This window comes from Rhizobiales bacterium NRL2 (assembly GCA_001664005.1).
In the GTDB taxonomy this organism is placed as follows: Bacteria; Pseudomonadota; Alphaproteobacteria; order Minwuiales; family Minwuiaceae; genus Minwuia.
On record CP016093.1, the window covers coordinates 4,162,890 to 4,182,410 of the forward strand.

Below are 19,521 nucleotides of genomic sequence, written 5' to 3' on the forward strand. Positions count from 1 at the left end.
CTCATGACGGAGAACATGATCGATGCGGGCGTCCTCCGGGTCGCCTACCGGGAATTCGGACCGGCCGATGGCTGGCCGGTCATTCTCGGACACGGCTTTCCCTATGACGTGCGCGCCTACCGGCAGTCGGCGCCGATCCTGGCCGATGCGGGCGCGCGGGTGATCGTGCCCTGGCTGCGTGGCTATGGCCCGACGCGGTTCCTGTCCGGCGACACGCCCCGCTCGGGCGAGCAGGCCGCGCTCGGCGCCGATCTGAAGGCGCTGATGGATGCGCTGGAGATCGAGCGCGCGGTCCTCGCCGGCTATGACTGGGGCGGGCGCGCCTGCTGCGTGGTCTCGGCGCTCTGGCCGGAACGGGTGACCGCGCTGGTGTCGGGCAATTCCTACAATATCCAGCACATCGCCCGCGCCATGGAGCCCGGCCCCGCCTGGCTGGAGGCGCAGCTCTGGTACCAGTACTATTTCCATTCGGATCGCGGTCGGCGCGGGCTGGAGGAGAACCGCCGCGACGTCATCCGCTATCTCTGGCGCACCTGGTCGCCGACCTGGTATTTCGGCGATCCGGCCTTCCAGGCCTCGGCGCCGAGCTTCGACAATCCGGACTTCGTCGACGTGGTCATTCACTCCTACCGCCACCGCTACGGCCTGGTCGACGGCGACCCGACGGTCGCCGACATCGAAGCGCAACTGGCGAAGCAGCCCGACATCGTGGTTCCGGCAATCACCATCGACGGCACCGCCGATCCTCTGGCCGCCGACACCTCCGCCCATGCGCCCAAGTTCACCGGCCCGCACGAGCACCGCTTCTTCGACAATGCCGGCCACAACCTGCCCCAGGAACGTCCAAGCGACTGGGCGGCGGCGATACTCGACGCCCGCGCGATGGCCTCCGCCTGACCCGAACCGTCAGCGGTCCAGATGGGGTTTCATGTCAGCGCGCCCGAGCAGCCGCCGCGTCTCCCGCTCCACCAGCCGCGCCAGCCTAAGGGCCGGGAAACCCATCATGTGCCGCGCCGTCTGGGTGGCGGCGACCTCCTCGTAGCTGGCGATCAGCCCGTCCTTCAGGTGACAGATCGAGACGCCCTCGAACCCGGCGCGCACGCCCTTCGAATCCGGCAGCTTCGAATCCCAGCTGAACAGGTAGCGGGCATAGCCGACGCCGCCCTGCGCCACCGGCTCGTGGAAGGTCCAGCGGAAGTTCTCCCCGTCCCGGTGGAAGAAATCCGAGAACAGGCGCGCGATCTCCGCCCTGCCCTCGAACGCGCCATAGAAATCGTCGTGATAGACGCCGTCCGGCGTGAAACAGGCGGCGGCCTCCTCGAACGCGCCGCGGCACACCGCATCACCCATGCGGCCGATCAGGTCTTCGAATGACATCGTGCTTCCTCCCCAGGAAATGAAGGCGGCAACGCTAGGCCGCCCTGCCCGGTCTGTCCATTCGCGGCCGCCTTGACCGAGATCAACTTGCGTGCGCCGGCCGATGGCATTATCCCGTTGACGCAAACGTAAGTCCGTCTTCGGGGGAGCGAAGCCCATGAACGTCACCGCCGCGCCCGCCCGGCACGCCGATGCAGCCGTCGAGAATTTCGACGTGCTGATCGTCGGCGCCGGCATTTCCGGGATCGACGCCGCCTACCACCTGCAGCAGCACTGCCCGGACAAGAGCTTCGTCCTGCTGGAGAACCAGGAGAGCTTCGGCGGCACCTGGCTGACGCACAAATATCCCGGCATCCGCTCCGACAGCGACCTGTTCACCTTCGGTTATTCCTGGAAACCCTGGGTCGACAAGCCGATCGCCACCGCCGACAAGATCATGCGCTATCTCGACGAGGCCCTCGACGAGCAGGACATCCGCCGCCACATCCGCTTCCGCCATCAGGTAACGGCCGCCCGCTGGTCGAGCGCGGACAAGCGCTGGGCCGTCGAGGTGCTCGACAGGGCGACCGGCGAGATCCGCCGTTTCTCGGCCAGTTTCCTGTGGATGTGCCAGGGCTATTACCGTCACGAGGAAGGCTACAAGCCGGACTTCCCCGGCCAGGACCGCTTCAAGGGACAGATCGTCCATCCGCAGGAATGGCCCGAGGACCTCGACTACGCGGACAAGAAGGTCGTCGTCATCGGTTCCGGCGCGACCGCGGCGACGCTGATCCCGGCGATGGCGGAGAAGACGGCGCACATCACCATGCTGCAGCGTTCGCCGACCTATTTCTTCGCCCGGCCCAACGAGAACGAACTCGCCACGCAGCTCCGCGAACTCGACATCCCGCAGGAGTGGATCCACGAGATCGTCCGCCAGAAGATCCTGAAGGACCAGCGCATGATCCAGACGCTCTCCTTCACGCAGCCCGACTTCCTGAAGAACCAGCTGCTCGGCGCGGCGAAGGAGTATCTCGGCGAGGACTTCGATTACGAAACCCACCTGACGCCCAGCTACCGCCCCTGGCGGCAGCGCCTCGCCCTGATTCCCGACGGCGACCTTTACACGGCGATCAGGGCGGGCAAGGCCGCCATCGTCACCGACGAGATCGAGAGCTTCACCGAGACCGGCATCCGCGTGAAATCGGGCGAGGAGCTGGAGGCCGACATCATCGTCACGGCGACGGGCTTCAACTTCTGCATCCTGGGCGACATCGAGATCGAGATCGACGGCCGGCCGCTCGACTTTGCCGACACGGTGACCTATCGCGGCGTGATGTATTCGGGCGTGCCGAACATGGCTTGGGTCTTCGGCTATTTCCGGGCGAGCTGGACGCTGCGCGCCGACCTGATCTCGGGCTTCGTCACGCGGCTGCTGAACCACATGGCGGACAAGGGCGCGGAGATGGTCGTGCCGACGCTCCGCGACGAGGACCGGGGCATGAACTTCGGCCCCTTCATCGACCCGGAGAACTTCAATCCCGGCTACGTCACGCGCTCGCTGCACCTGCTGCCGAAACAGGGCGACAAGGACCCCTGGCGCTTCGAGCACGACTACTTTGCCGAGAAGGACGTCCTGCCGGTGGCCGAACTGGACGACGGGGTGCTGATCTACCGGTAGTCCCACATGGCGCGCGGGGGGTGGCATGACCGGCCCGCCTTCGGACCGAGTCCGAGGCAACAGTTTCCGGCGGTTCAATCAAAGATTGGAACGACCTAGATTCCCTTGCGGCTGGCGAAGGCGGTCACCAGCGTGCCATCGTCGAGATAGTCCAGCTCGCCGCCGACCGGCACGCCGCGCGCCAGCCGGGTGATCTCGACGCCGCTTTCTTCCAGCCGCTCGGTGATGTAGTGGGCCGTGGTCTGTCCGTCGACGGTGGCGTTGGTGGCCAGGATGATCTCGGTGACCGCCGGGTCGGCGGCGCGCGGAATCAGGCTCTCGATGTTGAGGTCCTCGGGGCTCACCCCGTCCAGCGCGGAGAGTACGCCGCCGAGGACGTGATAGCGGCCGCGGAAGGCGGAAGCGCGTTCCAGCGCCCAGAGGTCGCCGACCTGTTCGACGACGCAGATGATCGCCGGGTCGCGCCGCGGATCGGCGCAGATCTCGCAGGGGTTCACGGTGTCGACATTGCCGCAGGTCGCACAGACGCCGACCGATTCGGCGGTCTGGGCCAGCGCCTCGGCCAGCGGCAGCATCACCGCCTCCTTGCGCTGGATCATATGGAGCGCCGCGCGCCGCGCCGAACGCGGACCGAGTCCGGGCAGCTTGGCCAGCAGCCTGATCAGGCGTTCGACATCGGCGGCGGCCATGGTTCAGTGACGCTCCAGATCCGGCGTCTTCAGAACGGCAGCTTCATGCCGGGCGGCAGGTCGAGCCCGCCGGTGACTTCGCTCATCTTCTCCTTGGCCGCCCCGTCGGCGCGGCGCTTGGCGTCGTTCAGCGCCGCCACGACCAGATCCTCGACCATCTCGGGGTCTTCGGGGTCGAGCAGGGAAGGATCGATCTTCACCTTCTGCACCGCGCCCTTGGCGGTCATGGTGACCTTGACCATGCCGGCTCCGGCCTCCCCGGTGACCTCCAGCGTCTCCAGTTCGGCCTGCAGGGATTCCATCTTCTCCTGCATGGCCTTGGCCTGCTTCATCAGGTTGCCGAGATTCTTCATCCGTCTTCGTTCTCCTCGTCATCCGGAGCGGGGGGGACCGGCTCGGCGCCAAGCTCCGCCCGGCCGATCACGAACGCCTTCGGAAAAAACTTCTTCACCTCGCGGACCAGCGGATCGTCCTCGTCGGAGGCCTGGCGCTGCGCCGCCGCGGCCCGGCGCTGCTCGGCAACGGTCGGCTCGCCCTCGGCGTTGGAAATGATAACACCCCAGCGCGCGCCGGTCCGCTGGTTCAGCCAGTTGACCAGCCGCTGACTGAAATCCGCCGGCGCGCCGTCGGTCAGCGCGATTTCCAGGCGGCCGGGCTGATAGCTGACCAGCCGGACGTGGTTCTCCAGATGGCCCAGCAGGCCGATCTCCTTGGCGTCGTCGACGAACTGCAGCAACGCCTGGAAGTCCTGCGGCAGCGGCGGCCCGTCCGGTTCCGGGGCCGCCTGTGGCGCGGGACGGGAAACCGCCTGCGCCTGTGGCCGGGCTCCGCCGCCGCCATTGCCGCCGCGCGGGGCCTGCGGCTGTGGCGCGGCCGGCGCCGCGCCGCCGTCCTGCTGCAGGCGGCGCATCAGGTCCGCCGGGTCCGGCAGGTCGGACGCGTAGGCCAGGCGGATCACCGACATCTCGGCCGCGGCGATCGGCGACGGCGCGTTGCGCGCTTCCGCCAGGGCCTTCAGCAGCATCGACCATGCGCGGGAAAGCACCGGCATCGACAGCGCCGCCGCCATGGCCTGGCCCTTCTCCCGCTCCTCGGCGGCGCGCGCCTCGGGCGGTTCGTGGCCCGGCGCCAGCTTCTCCGCCGACAGCCAGTGGGTCACTTCCAGCAGATCCTGAAGGATCATCTGCGGGTCCGCGCCGGCGTCGTAGAGTTCCCGCAGAAGGGTCAGCGCTTCGGCGCCCTCGCCCTTCATCGCCGCCTCGTAGAGCTCCAGCACGCGGCGGCGGTCGGCGAGTCCCAGCATGTCACGGACCAGCGCCTCGTCGGCCTGCCCGCCGCCATGGGCGATCGCCTGATCCAGCAGCGAAAGCGAATCGCGGACGGAGCCCTCGGCGGCGCGCGCCAGCAATTGCAGCGCGCCCTCGTCGACGGTCGCGCCCTCGCTGTCGGCGATCGATTTCAGGTGCCGGATCAGGCCGTCTGCCGGCACGCGCTTCAGGTCGAAGCGCTGGCAGCGCGACAGCACCGTTACCGGCACCTTGCGGATCTCGGTGGTGGCGAAGATGAAGACGACGTGCGCCGGCGGCTCCTCCAGCGTCTTCAGCAATGCGTTGAAGGAGTTGTTCGACAGCATGTGGACCTCGTCCACGATGTAGACCTTGAAGCGGCCCTGCACCGGCAGATAGGGCACGCTGTCGAGAAGCTCCCGCATCTGCTCGACCTTGGTGCGGGAGGCCGCGTCCAGCTCCTGAACGTCGATGTGCCGCCCCTCGGCGATGTCGCGGCAGTCCTTGCAGGTCCCGCATGGCGTCATGGTCGGGCCGTCGACCGAGCCGCAGTTGAGCGCCTTGGCGATGATCCGCGCGGTCGTCGTCTTGCCCACGCCGCGCACGCCGGTGAGCATGTAGCCGTGGTGCAGACGCTTGTGCTCGATGGCGTTGGAGAGAGTGCGGACCAGCGCGTCCTGGCCGATCAGTTCGTCGAAGCTCTGGGGGCGGTACTTGCGTGCGAGAACCTGATAGGGCGCTGGACCGGCCTCTGTCATCGTCCCTGCACGGCTCCATGGAGTGATCGGGCGGGAGATTGCCCGGCGACCCGGACCGGATTCGTTACGGCTGCTTCCTTCCGGATCTGACCGGGTTGGCGAGCGGTCCGTCCGCAGGCAACCTCCCGGGCCGTATATCGCAAGGAAGTCCCCCCCATTTCAAGGGGAGTCAGCCGCCCAGTTCGCGTCCCCTGTCGCGGGCGGCCAGAACCGCCTTTTCCATCAACGGCTTCAGGCCGCCTTCTGCCATCAGCACCTTCAGCGCCGCCTCGGTCGTGCCGCCGGGGCTGGTGACATTGACGCGAAGCTGCGCCGGGCCGTCATCCGCATCCCGCGCCAGGCAACCGGCGCCGTAGACCGTCTGCAGCGCCAGCCTGGCGGAGAGCTCCGCCGGCAGGCCCGCCGCCTCGCCCGCCGCGGCCAGACATTCGATCATGTGGAAGACATAGGCCGGACCGGAACCGGAAACCGCCGTCACCGCGTCCATCTGGCCCTCGTCCTCGACCCATGCGACTTCGCCCACCGCCGCCAGCAATTCACCGGCGCGGGTCTTCATCGCCTCGGTGACGTTCGGATTCGGACAGGCGACGATCATCCCCTTGCCCACGGCCGCCGGCGTGTTGGGCATGGTGCGCACGATCGCCGCGTCACCGCCCAGCGCGCCCTCGAAGAAGCCGATGGTGGTGCCGGCGGCGATGGAGAGGAACTGCGTCGCCGGCGACCTGAAACGGGCATAGGCCGGCGCGACATCGGCCATCATCTGCGGCTTCACCGCCAGGATCACGCAGTCGGGGGCGAATCCGTCCGGGACGTCGTCCGCAGAGGACACGACGGTGACACCCTTCGCCTTCAACGCCGTCTGTGCGGCCTCGGCCGGCTCCACGATCACCACGGTCTCCGGATCGGTGCCGCGCGCCAGCCAGCCGTCCAGCATGGCGCCGCCCATCTTGCCGCAACCGACGAGAAGCCGTCCGTTGGCCATTTTCAAGGTCCTCCGCGTTTTCAATCCCCTCCCTCGATGGGGGGAGACCTCTCTAATCTATCCGCCCCGTCTCAGACCTGCACGAAGTCGGCGCAATAGGGGTTCGTCATGCGCTCGTTGCCGAAGGTGGACGTGTCGCCATGGCCCGGCACGAAGGTGACGTCGTCGCCCAGCGGCCAGAGCTTCTCCCGGATCGAGGTGATGAGCTGCTGATGGTTGCCACGAGGGAAATCGGTGCGACCGACCGAGCCGCGGAACAGCACGTCGCCGACAATGGCGATCTTCGAGGGCTCGTGGAAGAAGATCACGTGGCCGGGCGTGTGGCCCGGGCAATGGCGGACCTGCAGCGTCATGGTGCCGACGGTGACCTCGTCGCCGTCTTCCAGCCAGCGGTCCGGCGTGAAGGAGCGGGCATGGCCGAAGCCGAAACGCTGCGCCTGCTCGTCGAGACGGTCGATCCAGAAGGTCTCCTCCTTCTGCGGCCCCTCGATCGGCAGCTCCAGCTTCTCGGCCAGTTCCGCCACCGCGCCGGCATGGTCGAGATGTCCGTGGGTGACCAGGATCTTCTCCAGCCTGACGCCGTTCTCCTTCGCGACCTCCAGCAGGTGCTCGGCGTCGCCGCCCGGATCCGTCAGCGCCCCCACCATGGTCTCCGGGTCCCAGATGACGCAGGCGTTCTGTCGGAAGGGCGTGACGGGCACGATGGCGACTTTCATGGACTTCTCCCCTTGGCTGTCATGCAGATGTAGCGGCCCCCGCCCCGCGCGTGAAGAGGCGGCGATTGACGCCCGCCACGCCCTGGGGCATCTGACGCCGGTTCCAGGGGAGGGAGCACATGATTCGCAACGAGATCAGGGCCACGCCGATCTTTTCCGACCACATGCCGATCCGTGTGGTGGAGAAGGCGAACGGCCGCTACGTGCTGGAGACGGAGTTCGGCGACTATCACCTGAACGCCGCCGGCTCGGTCCATGGCGGCATGCTGTCGGCCTTCCTGGACTGCGGGCTGGCCGGCGGCGGCGCTTCCGCCGTGGATGGCGGGCGCGGCAAGTACGGCGTCACCATGACCATGACGGTGAACTTCGTGCGCGAGGCCCGCCCCGGACTGCTGCGCTGCGAGGCGGTGGTTGTCGGCGGCGGCCGGGCGACGAAGTTCGTCGAGGCGAAGCTCTACGACGACGGCGCCGGCGCGGTGGCGACCGCCAGCGGCGCGGTCAGGGTGATCGACCTTCCCGCAAGCGGCTGAGCGCCTACTCGCCGGCCGCGGTCTCGGCCAGTTCGACGGGGACGCCGGGTTCGTACTTGGACTGCCGGATGCCGAGCGAAGTCTTCACGTGGGCCACGTTCGGCGCGGCGGTGAGTTCCGTCGTCAGGAAGTGTTGATAGGCTTCCCAGTCCTTCGCCACGACCTTCAGGATGAAGTCGATCTCGCCGGCCAGCATGGTGCACTCACGCACCAGCGGCCAGTTGCGCACCCGGGTCTCGAAGGCCTTGAGATCGTTCTCCGCCTGATTCTCCAGCCCCACCATGGCGAAGACCGTGACGCCGAAGCCCAGCAGTTCGGGCGCGAGGTGGGCGTGATAGCCCTGGATGTAGCCGGCGTCCTCCAGGGCGCGCACCCGGCGCAGGCATGGCGGCGCGGAGATGCCGACCCGTCGGGCCAGTTCCACATTGGTGATCCGGCCGTCAGCCTGCAGATCGGCGAGGATCCGCCGGTCGATGCCGTCGAGCTTTACGCGCTGCATGAAAAGTACCCATCGGCCATTCTGCGCGCAACATTATTGCGTGACGCGCGATTCCGCAACCGCGAAATCAGCATTCAGCGGGGATGGCGCAGCCAGCGCCAGGCGAAGGCCGCCCCCTCGCCCGCTGCGCGGCCCATGGCCGCCAGCCGCCTGGGCAGCGCCCTGACCTCGGCCCAGCGCCAGCGCATGAACGGACGCCACAGAACCGCGGCAATGGCGACGTTGATCACCCCGGCATAGACCACGTCGAACAGGTAGTGTGAGCCGTTCAGCATCCGCAGCAGCCCCACCGTCGCACCGATCCAGAGCGTCGCTTTCATCAACTGCCAGCGCCGCCGGCCGGAGGCGAAGGCGAGCGGCAGGGCGATCAGGACGAACCCCGCCGCGGCGTCGCCGGAGACGAAGGAGCAGTTCCGCTCGCAGCCCTTCGCCGGCAGCACGGGCGGCTGATAGCGCGCCTCACCGCCATACTCGACCGTCTGCATCGGCCGGGGCCGGTCGAAGCGGTCCTTGAGGATGTTGTTGGTGACCAGACCGAGCCCGAGACCGACGACCGCGCCGACATAGAGCAGCCGCCGGAGCGTCAGCCAGCGCTGTCCCGGCATGCGGAAGCTGCGGACGGCCAGGGCGACCACAAGGGCCGCCAGCAGCCAGTAGAAGGCCGGACGGATATAGCCGTGAAAAGCCGTGCCGACCCAGGAATCGGTCAGCCAGAACTCGCCGCCGCCCAGATGGAACAGTCCCGCCGTCCAGTGATCGAGGGGCACGTAGATCCCGACCGGCGCAAGGAACAGCCCCGCCACGAGGCAGATGTCGCGGATGCGGTCGAGACCTGCGGCGCGCATATTCATGCCGATGCCGCCACGGGCGCGACGCCCCGGCGCGCCATGAAGCCCTTCAGCCACCACGCAGTAAAACCGCCCAGCGCCGCGCCGGCGACGATGTCGGCGAAGAAGTGCGCCCCGATGGCGAGCCGGCCGAGGGAGCCCGCCACCGCCGCGCCGATGAAGAACCAGCGGAAGCGCGGGAACAGGACCGAAAGCGCCACCGCCGCCGAGAACAGCGTCGTGGCGTGGCCCGAGGGGAAGGACTGCAGCCGCCAGTCGAAGGCGAACAGGGTCCACTCCGCCGTCTCGCCGGGGCTCAGCGCCATGGGACGCGCGCGTCCGAAGATAGTCTTGAAGATGTTGGCGACGATGCCGGAGACCGAGACCGAGGCCAGAAGATAGGCGAGGCTGACTGTCCACCAGCGCAGACGGCGGCGGACTTCCGGATCGCCGGCCAGCCGGAAAAGCAGCAGACAGGCCAGCAGCCAGCAGGCGCTCGGCACGATGAACCACTTGCTGTCGCCCAGGTCCTCGACGGTCCGCAGCGCCGTGGCCAGCATCCCCTGCGACTGATGCAGCTTCGTCGTCAGCCAGAGGTCGAAGCCGGCCGAGCCAACCACCGCCGCCGCCAGGATGGCTTCGTAGAGCGCGATCTGCCAGGGCAGCAGGTAGCGGCCGCGAACCTCGGCCAGGCGGCGCTCCCCGGCGGCCCGAAGCGGGTTGGCGTCGCTCATTGCGGCCCTTCGCTGACATAGATCGTGATCGCCACCGGCCGTCCCCGGGCGTAGTTGAAGCCTGCAACCGTCTCCATCGCGACCACCTTGTGGCCCGTGGTCCCCAGCCGGTCAAGAAAGGCGTCCCGCTGGCGCGCTTCGACCGCGGCGACGCCGCACCGGGGATGAGCCGCCAGGTGGTCGGCCGCTTCCGCCCCGCTGCCCAGGACGGTGCGGGTTTCGGTCAGGAAGACCAGGCTCGGCTCGGTGAAGCCCGCACTGGCCAGCCAGGGACGTTCGCAGCCGGCCCGCGCCGGCAGCGCCTCGACCAGGCGCGGCGCGACGAAGGCCGGCTCGAGGGACGGAATGAAGCGTCCGAAGACCGCACCGGAGAAGACCATCGCCAGGAGGCCGAGACCGACCAGATGCCGCGCGGTCGCCCCGCCGACCGCCAGCCTGTAGCCGGCGTGCAACGCCGCGAACAGCAGCACGCCGGCGAGCCAGGCAACGCCGAAGGACAAGCCGATCTCGATTCCCATGACCGGCATGGCCAGCGCCAGCGCCAGGGTAATCAGACTCCAGAGTCCGAATGCGGTCCAGCGCCACCAGCGCGGCCCGGCCGGGTCCGCGTCCGCCAGCGCCGCGGCGGCGAGGATCGCCAGAGCCGGATAGGCCGGCAGGACGTAGTGCGCCAACTTGGTCGGCGTCAGTGCGAAGACGATCCAGGTGAGCAGCGCCCAGCCGAGCAGCAACAGCACCTCGCCGCGGCGGCGGCTCCGCCAGATCCAGGGCAGGGCCAGCAGGCCCAGCAGCGAGAACGGCCAGAAGGTCAGCGGCGCCAGCGCCAGATAGAGGCCGGGCGGCGCGCCGTGGCTCTCCTGCCCGCCGGCGACCTTGGCGAGCATGTCCTTGCCGATGGATTCGGCGAAGAAGCTGCCGTCGGTCGCCATGCCGATGGCGATGAACCACGGCGCGCCGACGGCGGCGAAAAGGAGAACGCCTGTCAGCGTGCGCAGCCGCCCGATCCAGCCGAGGCCGCGGCGGCGCCAGCTTTCCGCCAGCGCAAGGCCCGCGACAGGCAGGAACAGGATCGGCCCCTTGACCAGGAAGCCGGCGCCGAGCGTCGCCCAGAAACCGTAGGCGGAAAGCACCGCGCGGGCCCGCCCCTGGATGACGCGGACCATCAGCGCCAGCGCCGCGAGGGTGAATGCCAGCAGGGCCGCGTCGGTCTTGGCCGTGCGCGCCTCGACGTTGAGCAGCACCGCCGCCGCCATGATCGCGCCCGCCGTGAAGCCGACGCCGGGGCCGAACAGCATGCCGCCGATGGCCGCGGTCAGCAGTACCGCGGCGACCGCCGAGACGAGCGACGGCAGCCGGTAGGCCCAGATCGCCTCGCGCTCGCCCGTCAGGCTGACCGCGGCGGCCTGCAGCCAGTAGATGCCGGCCGGCTTCTTGTGGCGCGCCTGGTCCTGGAAGCGGATGTCGACCAGGTCGCCGGTCTCCAGCATCTGCTTGGTCGCCTGAGCGAAGCGGCTTTCGTCGCGGTCGACGGGCGGGATCGAGAACAAGCCCGGCAGGAAGAAGGCCAGCGCGACGAGGGTGAGGAGGCCGTAGCGCCAGCGCCTCGGCCAGTCGCCGATGCGGTCGATGAGGGCGGCAGGACTCATGCCGCCCATTGTGCGAACAGGTTGGTCATCCCCGATGCCGCGTCCGCAGCACTCGGGGATCGGGCAGCACGGGACATTCGGAAATCGCCGCCCCGCCAAGGCTGCCGCTCAGATCGCGCCATTCCGGATTGTGCGCCTCGATCACCGAGGTCTTCTGTTCGCGTGTCCACCGCTTTATCCGTTTCTCCCGCCGGATCGCTGACTCTGGATCGCCGTGCGACTCGTACCAGATCAGATACTTGATGCTGTAGCGGTTGGTGAACGAGTTGGGAATGCCCGCCTTGTGCTGATGACACCGTCCAATGAGGTCGGATGTCACGCCGACATAGAATGCGCCACGTCGTGCATTGGCGAGAATGTAGACGTAGTAAGCCTTCACCATTGCCCGCGACCGGAGACCACCCGATCCCCGCGCGCTGCTTCGCAACGGCGGGGATGACGGAAAGGGGACGCCCGGAGCAATCAATCCGCGCCGGGAAAGCGGCGCTTCTCCCGCCAGATGAAGTAGATGTTGCGCGAATAGATGATGATTCCGGTCGACTGGCCCAGCATGATCACCGGATCCTCCCTGAGCACGGCGTAGATGAACATCAGGATCCCGCCTGCGATGGAAAAGTACCAGAACATCTCCGGGACGATGGAGCGGCGGGCGCGTTCGGAGACGACCCACTGCACCGCGAAGCGCATGAAGAACATCGACTGCGCGATGACGCCGAAGACGACCAGCCAGGCCTCGATGCCCGTCATCCGGTCCCACCAGGCGAGTACCGCCTCCATCATCGTTCGATCTCCGTCGCCACGGGCGTGCGCGTCCGCGACCTGAGCCAGGTGAAGGCCAGCAGGTCGAAGGCGCCGTCCAGCCCGCGCTTCCAGTTGGTGTACTTGGACGCGCCGGCGTCGCGCGCGCGGTCGCCCACTTCGACTGTCGCGGTCTGGCGGCCGTAGAGGCCGAACAGCGCCGGCATGAAACGGTGCATGGTCGCGAAGAAGGGCAGCGCGAGATAGTTCTCCCGCCAGAACGCCTTCAGGCCGCAGCCGGAATCGGGGCATTCATCCTTCAGCGCCCACTGCCGCACCCGGTTGGCGAAGCGGCTGGCCAGGCGGCGGCTGCCGGTAGCCTTGCGCCCGGTGCGCCAGCCATTGACCAGCGCCGGCTCGCCCGCCGGGCCGCCGGCCAGCGCCGCCAGCAGCTTCGGAATGTCCGCGGGCGGGTTCTGGCCGTCGCCATCCATGGTCACGATGACTTCCGCCCGCGCCGCGCGCACGCCCGAACGCACGGCCGCGCTCTGGCCCGAACGGCGGTCATGGCGCAGCACCCTGAGCGACGGCACCTGCGCCATGGCGGCGCGCAGTTCGTCGGCCGTCGCATCGTCGGAGCCGTCGTCGATGACGATGATCTCCGCGGGCGGATCGTCGGTCAGTGTCTCGTGAATTTCCACGACCAGCCGGCCGATGTTGCCGGCCTCGTTCATCGCGGGGATCACGACCGAAAAAGCTGGCATGCGTCCCGTTCCGTCAAGAAGCCGCGCCTATGCCAGATTTACGCTGACGCGTCCATTGCGCCATTCACGGACGCGGCGGCCGAATTGACCTCCCCGGCAGCCGCGACAAGTGGCACACTGGCGGCGCGCAGGGGCCCGGGCCTAAAAGGGCCGCAATCCGGAAACCAACGTCACTGGGGGACAATCAGAATGGCGCGCAGGAAAATCGCACTGATCGGCGGCGGCAATATCGGCGGCACCCTCGCCCATCTCGCCGCGATGAAGCAGCTCGGCGACGTGGTCGTCTTCGACATCGTCGAGGGCGTGGCAAAGGGCAAGGCGCTGGACCTGGCGGAGAGCGCGCCGGTCGACGGCTTCAACGCCGTGCTCAAGGGCACCAAGGACTACAAGGACATCGCGGGCGCGGACGTCATCATCGTCACCGCCGGCATCCCGCGCAAGCCGGGCATGAGCCGCGACGACCTGCTGGAAACCAACATCAAGGTCATGAAGCAGGTCGGCGACGGCATCAAGCAGTACGCCCCGGACGCCTTCGTCATCTGCATCACCAACCCGCTCGACGCCATGGTCTGGGTGCTGCAGAAGGTCTGCGGCCTGCCCCACGCCAAGGTGGTCGGCATGGCCGGCGTGCTCGATTCCGCGCGTTTCCGCTTCTTCCTGGCCGAGGCGATGAACGTCTCGGTGGAGGACGTCACCGCCTTCGTGCTGGGCGGCCATGGCGACACCATGGTGCCGTCGACCCGCTACACCACCGTCGCCGGCGTCCCCATGCCCGACCTGGTGAAGATGGGCTGGATCAGCCAGGACAAGCTGGACCAGATCGTCCAGCGCACCCGCGACGGCGGCGCCGAGATCGTCGGTCTGCTGGGCAACGGCTCGGCCTTCTACGCCCCGGCGACCTCGGCGATCCAGATGGCCGAGGCCTATCTGTTCGACGAGAAGCGCGTGCTGCCCTGCGCGGCGCACCTGACCGGCCAGTTCGGCGTCGACGACCTCTATGTCGGCGTCCCGGTGGTGATCGGCGACCAGGGCGTGGAGCGCATCGTCGAGATCGAGCTCACCGACGAGGAACAGGGCAACTTCAACAAGTCCGTCGAGGCGGTGAAGGGCCTCGTCGACGCGTGCAAGAAGATCGATAGCTCACTCGGTTGAATTCGGCGGCTGCGCTGGTTAGGTTGAGCCCCCGTTCGCGCCCGGGAGGCTGCGGACGGGTCGTCTTGTCTCGGAACCCGGGAACACCATGAACATTCACGAATATCAGGCGAAGGCGCTGCTGCGGAAGTACGGCGTCGCGACGCCGAACGGCAAGCCGGCCTTCACGGTCGACGAGGCGGTCAAGGCCGCCGAGGAACTGGGCGGACCCGTGTGGGTCGTCAAATCGCAGATCCACGCGGGCGGACGGGGCGCCGGCCGCTTCAAGGGCAACCCGGACGGCAAGGGCGGCGTGCGCGTCTCCAAGTCCGTCGACGAGGTCAGGACCAACGCCGGCGAGATGCTGAACCAGGTGCTGGTCACCAAGCAGACCGGCGAAGCGGGCAAGGAGGTCAAGCGCCTCTACATCGAGGACGGCTGCGACATCGCCCGCGAGCTCTACCTCTCGGTCCTGCTCGACCGCGGCACCAGCGCCATCACCTTCATGGCCTCGGCCGAGGGCGGCATGGACATCGAGGACGTCGCCGAGAAGACGCCGGAGAAGATCCTGCGCGTGAAGGTCGATCCCGGCACCGGCATCTCCGGTTTCCACGCCCGCAGGATCGCCTTCTTCCTGGGTCTCGAGGGCGACCAGGTGAAATCGGCGACGAAGTTCATCACCGCGCTCTACAACGCCTTCGTCGATCTCGACGCCAGCCTGGTGGAGATCAACCCGCTGGTGGTCACCGGCGGCGGCGAGGTGATCGCGCTCGACGCCAAGATGAACTTCGACGACAACGCGCTCTACCGCCACAAGGACGTGGCCGAACTGCGCGACGTCGAGGAAGAGGATCCGATGGAGGTCAAGGCCTCCGAATACGACCTCAACTACGTCAAGCTGGACGGCGAGATCGGCTGCATGGTCAATGGCGCGGGCCTCGCCATGGCGACCATGGACATCATCAAGCTCTACGGTTCAGAGCCCGCCAACTTCCTGGACGTGGGCGGCGGCGCCACCAAGGAGAAGGTGACCGAGGCGTTCAAGATCATCCTGTCGGACCCCAACGTGAAGGGCATCCTGGTCAACATCTTCGGCGGCATCATGCGCTGCGACGTCATCGCCGAGGGCGTCGTCGCGGCGGCCCGCGAGGTGAAGCTGGACAAGCCGCTGGTGGTCCGGCTCGAGGGCACCAATGTCGAGCAGGGCAAGCAGATCATGGCCGATTCGGGCCTGACCATCGTCGCCGCCGACAATCTGGCGGACGCCGCGGAGAAGGTCGTCAAGGCCGTGAAGGAGGCTGCGTAAATGGCGGTTCTGGTCAACAAGGACACCAAGGTCATCTGCCAGGGCTTCACCGGCAACCAGGGGACCTTCCACTCCGAGCAGGCGATCGCCTACGGCACGAAGATGGTCGGCGGCACCAGCCCGGGCAAGGGCGGTTCCGAGCATCTGGGCCTGCCCGTGTTCAACACCGTGGCCGAGGCGAAGGACAGGACCGGCGCCAACGCGTCCGTGATCTACGTGCCGCCACCCTTCGCGGCCGACGCGATCCTGGAAGCGATCGACGCCGGGATCGAGCTGATCACCTGCATCACCGAAGGCATTCCCGTGCTCGACATGGTGAAGGTAAAGCACGCGCTGCAGCGGTCCGGCAGCCGCCTGATCGGGCCGAACTGCCCCGGCGTCATCACGCCCGACGAGTGCAAGATCGGCATCATGCCCGGCCACATCCACAAGCGCGGCAATGTCGGCATCGTCTCGCGCTCCGGCACGCTGACCTACGAGGCGGTGGCGCAGACCACGGCCGCGGGGCTGGGTCAGTCGACCTGCATCGGCATCGGCGGCGACCCGGTCAACGGCACCAACTTCATCGACTGCCTGGACCTGTTCCTGGGTGACGACGAGACCGAATCGATCATCATGATCGGCGAGATCGGCGGCACCGCCGAGGAGGAGGCCGCGGAATTCCTCAAGGCCTCGAAGGTGAAGAAGCCGGTCGTCGGCTTCATCGCCGGCGTGACCGCGCCGCCGGGCCGCCGCATGGGCCATGCGGGCGCCATCATCGCCGGCGGCAAGGGCGGCGCCGAGGACAAGATGGAGGCCATGCGTTCGGCCGGCATCACCGTCGCGGACTCGCCGTCGGCGCTGGGCACCACGCTGGTGGAGAAACTCAAGTCTTAACGGGGCGTCAATCGCAGCTATGCTAACCCGCCCCTTTGGAATGACGACAGAAGGGACGCGGGGGAAAGCCCCGCGCCGGGCACGAAATGGGTTCTGAGAATCTCGCAGCCGCTTTCCTGAACGGCACGAACTCCATTTTCATCGAGGAGCTCTACGAGAAATATCTCGAAGATCCGACCTCCGTGGACGAGAGCTGGGCCGGCTTCTTCGACACCGTGGGCGACGAGCTGGAGACGGTCCGGCGCGCCACCGACGGCGCGAGCTGGGGCGCGAAGAACGGCAGCCTGGAGGTCGACGACCCCTATGAACTGCTCGGCCCCGCGGTCAAGGCGGGCGCGCGCACCGAGACTCCGGTCGATTCCGAGCAGGCCCGGCAGGCGACGCTGGACAGCCTTCGGGCCCTGATGCTGATCCGCGCCTATCGCGTGCGCGGACACCTGCAGGCCACGCTGGATCCGCTGGGTCTGGACCAGCCGATGGAGCATCCGGAGCTCAATCCGAAGACCTACGGCTTCGAAGACAAGGACATGGACCGTCCGATCTTCCTCGACAAGGTTCTCGGCATGGAAGCCGCGACCATGCGGGAAATCCTGGAGGTCGTGCAGAAAGTCTACTGCGGCACCCTGGCCGTCGAATACATGCACATCCAGAGTCCGGAACAGAAATCCTGGATCCAGAACCGCATCGAGGGCCCGGACAAGGAAGTCACCTTCACCCTGATGGGCAAGAAGGCGATCCTGAACAAGATCGCCGAGGCCGAGGGCTTCGAGAACTTCATGAACGTGAAGTACACCGGCACCAAGCGCTTCGGCCTGGACGGCGGCGAGGCGCTGATGCCGGCCATGGAGGCGATCATCAAGCGCGGCGGCCAGCTCGGCGTGCAGGAGATCATCCTCGGCATGCCGCACCGCGGCCGCCTGAACGTGCTGACCAACGTGATGGGCAAGCCGTTCCGCGCCGTGTTCTCCGAGTTCCAGGGCAACGCCGCCAACCCCGACGACGTCCAGGGCTCGGGCGACGTCAAGTATCACCTCGGCACCTCGTCCGACCGCGAGTTCGACGGCAACAAGGTGCATCTGTCGCTGACCGCCAACCCGTCGCACCTGGAAGCGGTCGATCCGGTGGTCCTGGGCAAGGCGCGGGCGAAGATCCGCCAGCTCGGCCCCAACAGTTCCCACAAGGTGCTGCCGATCCTGATGCACGGCGACGCCGCCTTCGCCGGCCAGGGCATTGTCGCGGAGTGCTTCGGCCTGTCGGGCCTGAAGGGCTACGCCGTCGGCGGCACGATCCATATCATCGTCAACAACCAGATCGGCTTCACGACCTCGCCGAAATACTCCCGCTCCTCGCCCTATCCGTCCGACGTGGGCAAGATGGTCGCCGCGCCGATCCTGCACGTGAACGGCGACGATCCGGAAGCCGTCGTGCACGCCGCCAAGATCGCCACGGAGTTTCGTCAGGAGTTCGGCGTCGACGTGGTGCTCGACATGTTCTGCTATCGCCGCCACGGCCATAATGAGGGCGACGAGCCCTCCTTCACCCAGCCGCTGATGTACCGCAAGATCGCCTCCCACCCGACGACTCGCCAGATCTACGCCCGGCGGCTGGTCGAGGACGGCGTGATGACCGAGGAGGAAGCCGACCAGATGGTTTCCGGCTTCCGCGAGTACCTGGAAGGCGAGTTCGAGGCGGCCAACTCCTTCCGGCCCAACAAGGCCGACTGGCTGGAGGGACGCTGGAGCGGCCTGTCCGTCGCGCCGCTCGGCGACCGCCGCGGGGCGACCGCGGTGCCGATGGAGAAGCTGAAGGAGATCGGCGCGGGGCTGACGCATATCCCGGAGAACTTCAACGCCCACCGCACCATCAAGCGCCTGATGCAGTCAAAGCAGAAGATGTTCGAGAGCGGCGAAGGCATCGACTGGGCCACCGCCGAGGCGCTCGCCTTCGGCAGCCTGGCGCTGGAGAACGTGCCCGTGCGGCTGTCGGGCCAGGATTCAGGCCGCGGCACCTTCAGCCAGCGCCATTCGGTGCTGGTCGACCAGGTGACCGAGGACCGCTACCAGCCGCTGAGCAACATCGCCGAGGAACAGGCCACCTTCGAGGTCATCGATTCCATGCTCTCGGAGGCCGCGGTGCTCGGCTTCGAATACGGCTTCTCGCTGGCCGAGCCCAACGCGCTGGTGTTGTGGGAAGCGCAGTTCGGCGACTTCGCCAACGGCGCCCAGGTGATCATCGATCAGTTCCTCTCCAACGGCGAGGCCAAGTGGCTGCGCATGAGCGGACTGGTGATGCTGCTGCCGCACGGCCATGAAGGCCAGGGACCCGAGCACAGCTCCGCCCGGCTGGAGCGCTATCTGCAGCTCTGCGCCGAGGACAACATGCAGGTCGCGAACTGCACCACGCCGGCTAACTACTTCCACATCCTGCGCCGCCAGGTGCACCGCGATTTCCGCAAGCCGCTGATTCTGATGACGCCCAAGTCGCTGCTGCGCCACAAGCGTTGCGTGTCGACCCTGGACGACTTCTCGACCGGTTCGTCGTTCCACCGGGTGCTCTACGAGGAGACCCTGCCGAGCGACAAGAAGAAGGCGAAGACCCTGATCCTGTGTTCCGGCAAGGTCTATTACGACCTGGTCGACAAGCGCGAGGAACTGGGCGCCGACGACGCCCACATCCTGCGCATCGAGCAGCTCTATCCCTACCCGACCAAGCCGCTGGTCGAGGAACTGAAGCCCTACACGCACGTGGACCGGGTGATCTGGTGTCAGGAAGAGCCGCGCAACATGGGGGCGTGGCTGTTCGTCCAGAACTGGCTGGAGGAATGCTTCCAGCTGGCCGACATGAAGAAGGTCAAGCGGCCCTGCTATGTGGGACGTCCGCCCTCGGCCTCGCCCGCCACCGGTCTGGCCCGGGTGCACCTGAAAGAGCAGGACATCCTCTGCACCAAGGCGCTCAAGGGCGAGCCCGCCGGCGCCAACCCGGAATACTGAAGACCAAGAAGA

General features: G+C 67.5%; 20 protein-coding genes and 1 other RNA gene. 7 read left to right on the top strand and 14 right to left on the bottom strand.

The features are described 5' to 3' along the window. Positions 1-3 precede the first annotated feature (3 nt). Positions 4-897, top strand: a complete 894-nt coding sequence (locus TEF_19470; GenBank protein ANK82730.1) for an alpha/beta hydrolase — start codon at positions 4-6, stop codon at positions 895-897. A gap of 9 nt (positions 898-906) precedes the next feature. Here the strand turns inward: TEF_19470 and TEF_19475 are convergent, their stop codons facing one another. Then, a complete protein-coding gene (locus TEF_19475; GenBank protein ANK82731.1) occupies positions 907-1,377 on the bottom strand; it encodes a hypothetical protein in 471 nt (156 codons plus the stop codon). A gap of 157 nt (positions 1,378-1,534) precedes the next feature. On the opposite strand from TEF_19475, the gene TEF_19480 reads away from it, so the two are divergent. Further along, positions 1,535-3,037, top strand: a complete 1,503-nt coding sequence (locus tag TEF_19480; protein ANK82732.1) for an FAD-containing monooxygenase EthA — start codon at positions 1,535-1,537, stop codon at positions 3,035-3,037. 95 nt (positions 3,038-3,132) lie between these two features. On the opposite strand, the gene TEF_19485 is transcribed toward TEF_19480, so the two are convergent. The 6 genes from TEF_19485 to TEF_19510 form a co-directional block, all read right to left on the bottom strand. Further along, positions 3,133-3,726, bottom strand: coding sequence for a recombination protein RecR (locus tag TEF_19485; GenBank protein ANK82733.1), 594 nt, complete (start codon positions 3,724-3,726; stop codon positions 3,133-3,135). 29 nt (positions 3,727-3,755) lie between these two features. Beyond that, positions 3,756-4,079: a nucleoid-associated protein gene (locus tag TEF_19490; GenBank protein ID ANK82734.1), complete on the bottom strand. Its 324-nt coding sequence runs from the start codon at positions 4,077-4,079 to the stop codon at positions 3,756-3,758. Further along, the gene (locus tag TEF_19495; protein ID ANK82735.1) at positions 4,076-5,770 is read right to left on the bottom strand and encodes a hypothetical protein; all 1,695 of its coding nucleotides are present in this window, start codon (positions 5,768-5,770) and stop codon (positions 4,076-4,078) included. The genes TEF_19490 and TEF_19495 overlap by 4 nt, the downstream gene beginning before the upstream one ends. Before the next feature lie 30 nt (positions 5,771-5,800). Continuing rightward, an RNA gene (gene ffs, locus TEF_19500) (signal recognition particle sRNA small type) lies at positions 5,801-5,896 on the bottom strand. A gap of 43 nt (positions 5,897-5,939) precedes the next feature. Next, complete coding sequence (locus tag TEF_19505) at positions 5,940-6,752, bottom strand: pyrroline-5-carboxylate reductase (protein ID ANK82736.1); 813 nt, start codon at positions 6,750-6,752, stop codon at positions 5,940-5,942. 71 nt (positions 6,753-6,823) lie between these two features. Beyond that, entirely contained in the window at positions 6,824-7,468 is a 645-nt protein-coding gene (locus tag TEF_19510; GenBank protein ANK82737.1) for a hypothetical protein, read from the bottom strand. A gap of 119 nt (positions 7,469-7,587) precedes the next feature. Between TEF_19510 and TEF_19515 the strand changes: the two genes are divergently transcribed. Next, a complete protein-coding gene (locus TEF_19515; protein ANK82738.1) occupies positions 7,588-7,998 on the top strand; it encodes a hypothetical protein in 411 nt (136 codons plus the stop codon). Positions 7,999-8,002: 4 nt separating this feature from the next. Here TEF_19515 and TEF_19520 read toward each other — a convergent pair whose 3' ends face one another. The 7 genes from TEF_19520 to TEF_19550 form a co-directional block, all read right to left on the bottom strand. Beyond that, positions 8,003-8,497: an ArsR family transcriptional regulator gene (locus tag TEF_19520; protein ID ANK82739.1), complete on the bottom strand. Its 495-nt coding sequence runs from the start codon at positions 8,495-8,497 to the stop codon at positions 8,003-8,005. A 74-nt stretch (positions 8,498-8,571) separates the two neighbouring features. After that, positions 8,572-9,342 (bottom strand): hypothetical protein, encoded by a 771-nt coding sequence (locus TEF_19525; protein ANK82740.1) that lies wholly within the window; start codon positions 9,340-9,342, stop codon positions 8,572-8,574. 2 nt (positions 9,343-9,344) lie between these two features. Further along, entirely contained in the window at positions 9,345-10,058 is a 714-nt protein-coding gene (locus TEF_19530; protein ID ANK82741.1) for a hypothetical protein, read from the bottom strand. Beyond that, a complete protein-coding gene (locus TEF_19535; protein ID ANK83617.1) occupies positions 10,055-11,704 on the bottom strand; it encodes a hypothetical protein in 1,650 nt (549 codons plus the stop codon). The genes TEF_19530 and TEF_19535 overlap by 4 nt, the downstream gene beginning before the upstream one ends. Positions 11,705-11,729: 25 nt before the next feature. Further along, positions 11,730-12,086 (bottom strand): hypothetical protein, encoded by a 357-nt coding sequence (locus TEF_19540; protein ID ANK82742.1) that lies wholly within the window; start codon positions 12,084-12,086, stop codon positions 11,730-11,732. A gap of 80 nt (positions 12,087-12,166) precedes the next feature. Further along, complete coding sequence (locus TEF_19545) at positions 12,167-12,484, bottom strand: lipid A biosynthesis (protein ANK82743.1); 318 nt, start codon at positions 12,482-12,484, stop codon at positions 12,167-12,169. Continuing rightward, positions 12,481-13,206 (bottom strand): glycosyl transferase, encoded by a 726-nt coding sequence (locus TEF_19550; protein ANK82744.1) that lies wholly within the window; start codon positions 13,204-13,206, stop codon positions 12,481-12,483. The genes TEF_19545 and TEF_19550 overlap by 4 nt, the downstream gene beginning before the upstream one ends. A gap of 189 nt (positions 13,207-13,395) precedes the next feature. Between TEF_19550 and TEF_19555 the strand changes: the two genes are divergently transcribed. From TEF_19555 to TEF_19570, 4 genes are all read left to right on the top strand, one after another. Next, complete coding sequence (locus TEF_19555; GenBank protein ID ANK82745.1) at positions 13,396-14,358, top strand: malate dehydrogenase; 963 nt, start codon at positions 13,396-13,398, stop codon at positions 14,356-14,358. Between the two features lie 88 nt (positions 14,359-14,446). After that, positions 14,447-15,643 carry a succinate--CoA ligase subunit beta gene (locus tag TEF_19560; GenBank protein ID ANK82746.1) on the top strand — a complete coding sequence of 399 codons (1,197 nt, stop codon included), beginning with the start codon at positions 14,447-14,449 and terminating at the stop codon, positions 15,641-15,643. Further along, complete coding sequence (locus TEF_19565) at positions 15,644-16,519, top strand: succinate--CoA ligase subunit alpha (GenBank protein ID ANK82747.1); 876 nt, start codon at positions 15,644-15,646, stop codon at positions 16,517-16,519. A gap of 86 nt (positions 16,520-16,605) precedes the next feature. Next, positions 16,606-19,509 carry a 2-oxoglutarate dehydrogenase E1 component gene (locus TEF_19570; GenBank protein ANK82748.1) on the top strand — a complete coding sequence of 968 codons (2,904 nt, stop codon included), beginning with the start codon at positions 16,606-16,608 and terminating at the stop codon, positions 19,507-19,509. Positions 19,510-19,521: the final 12 nt, after the last annotated feature.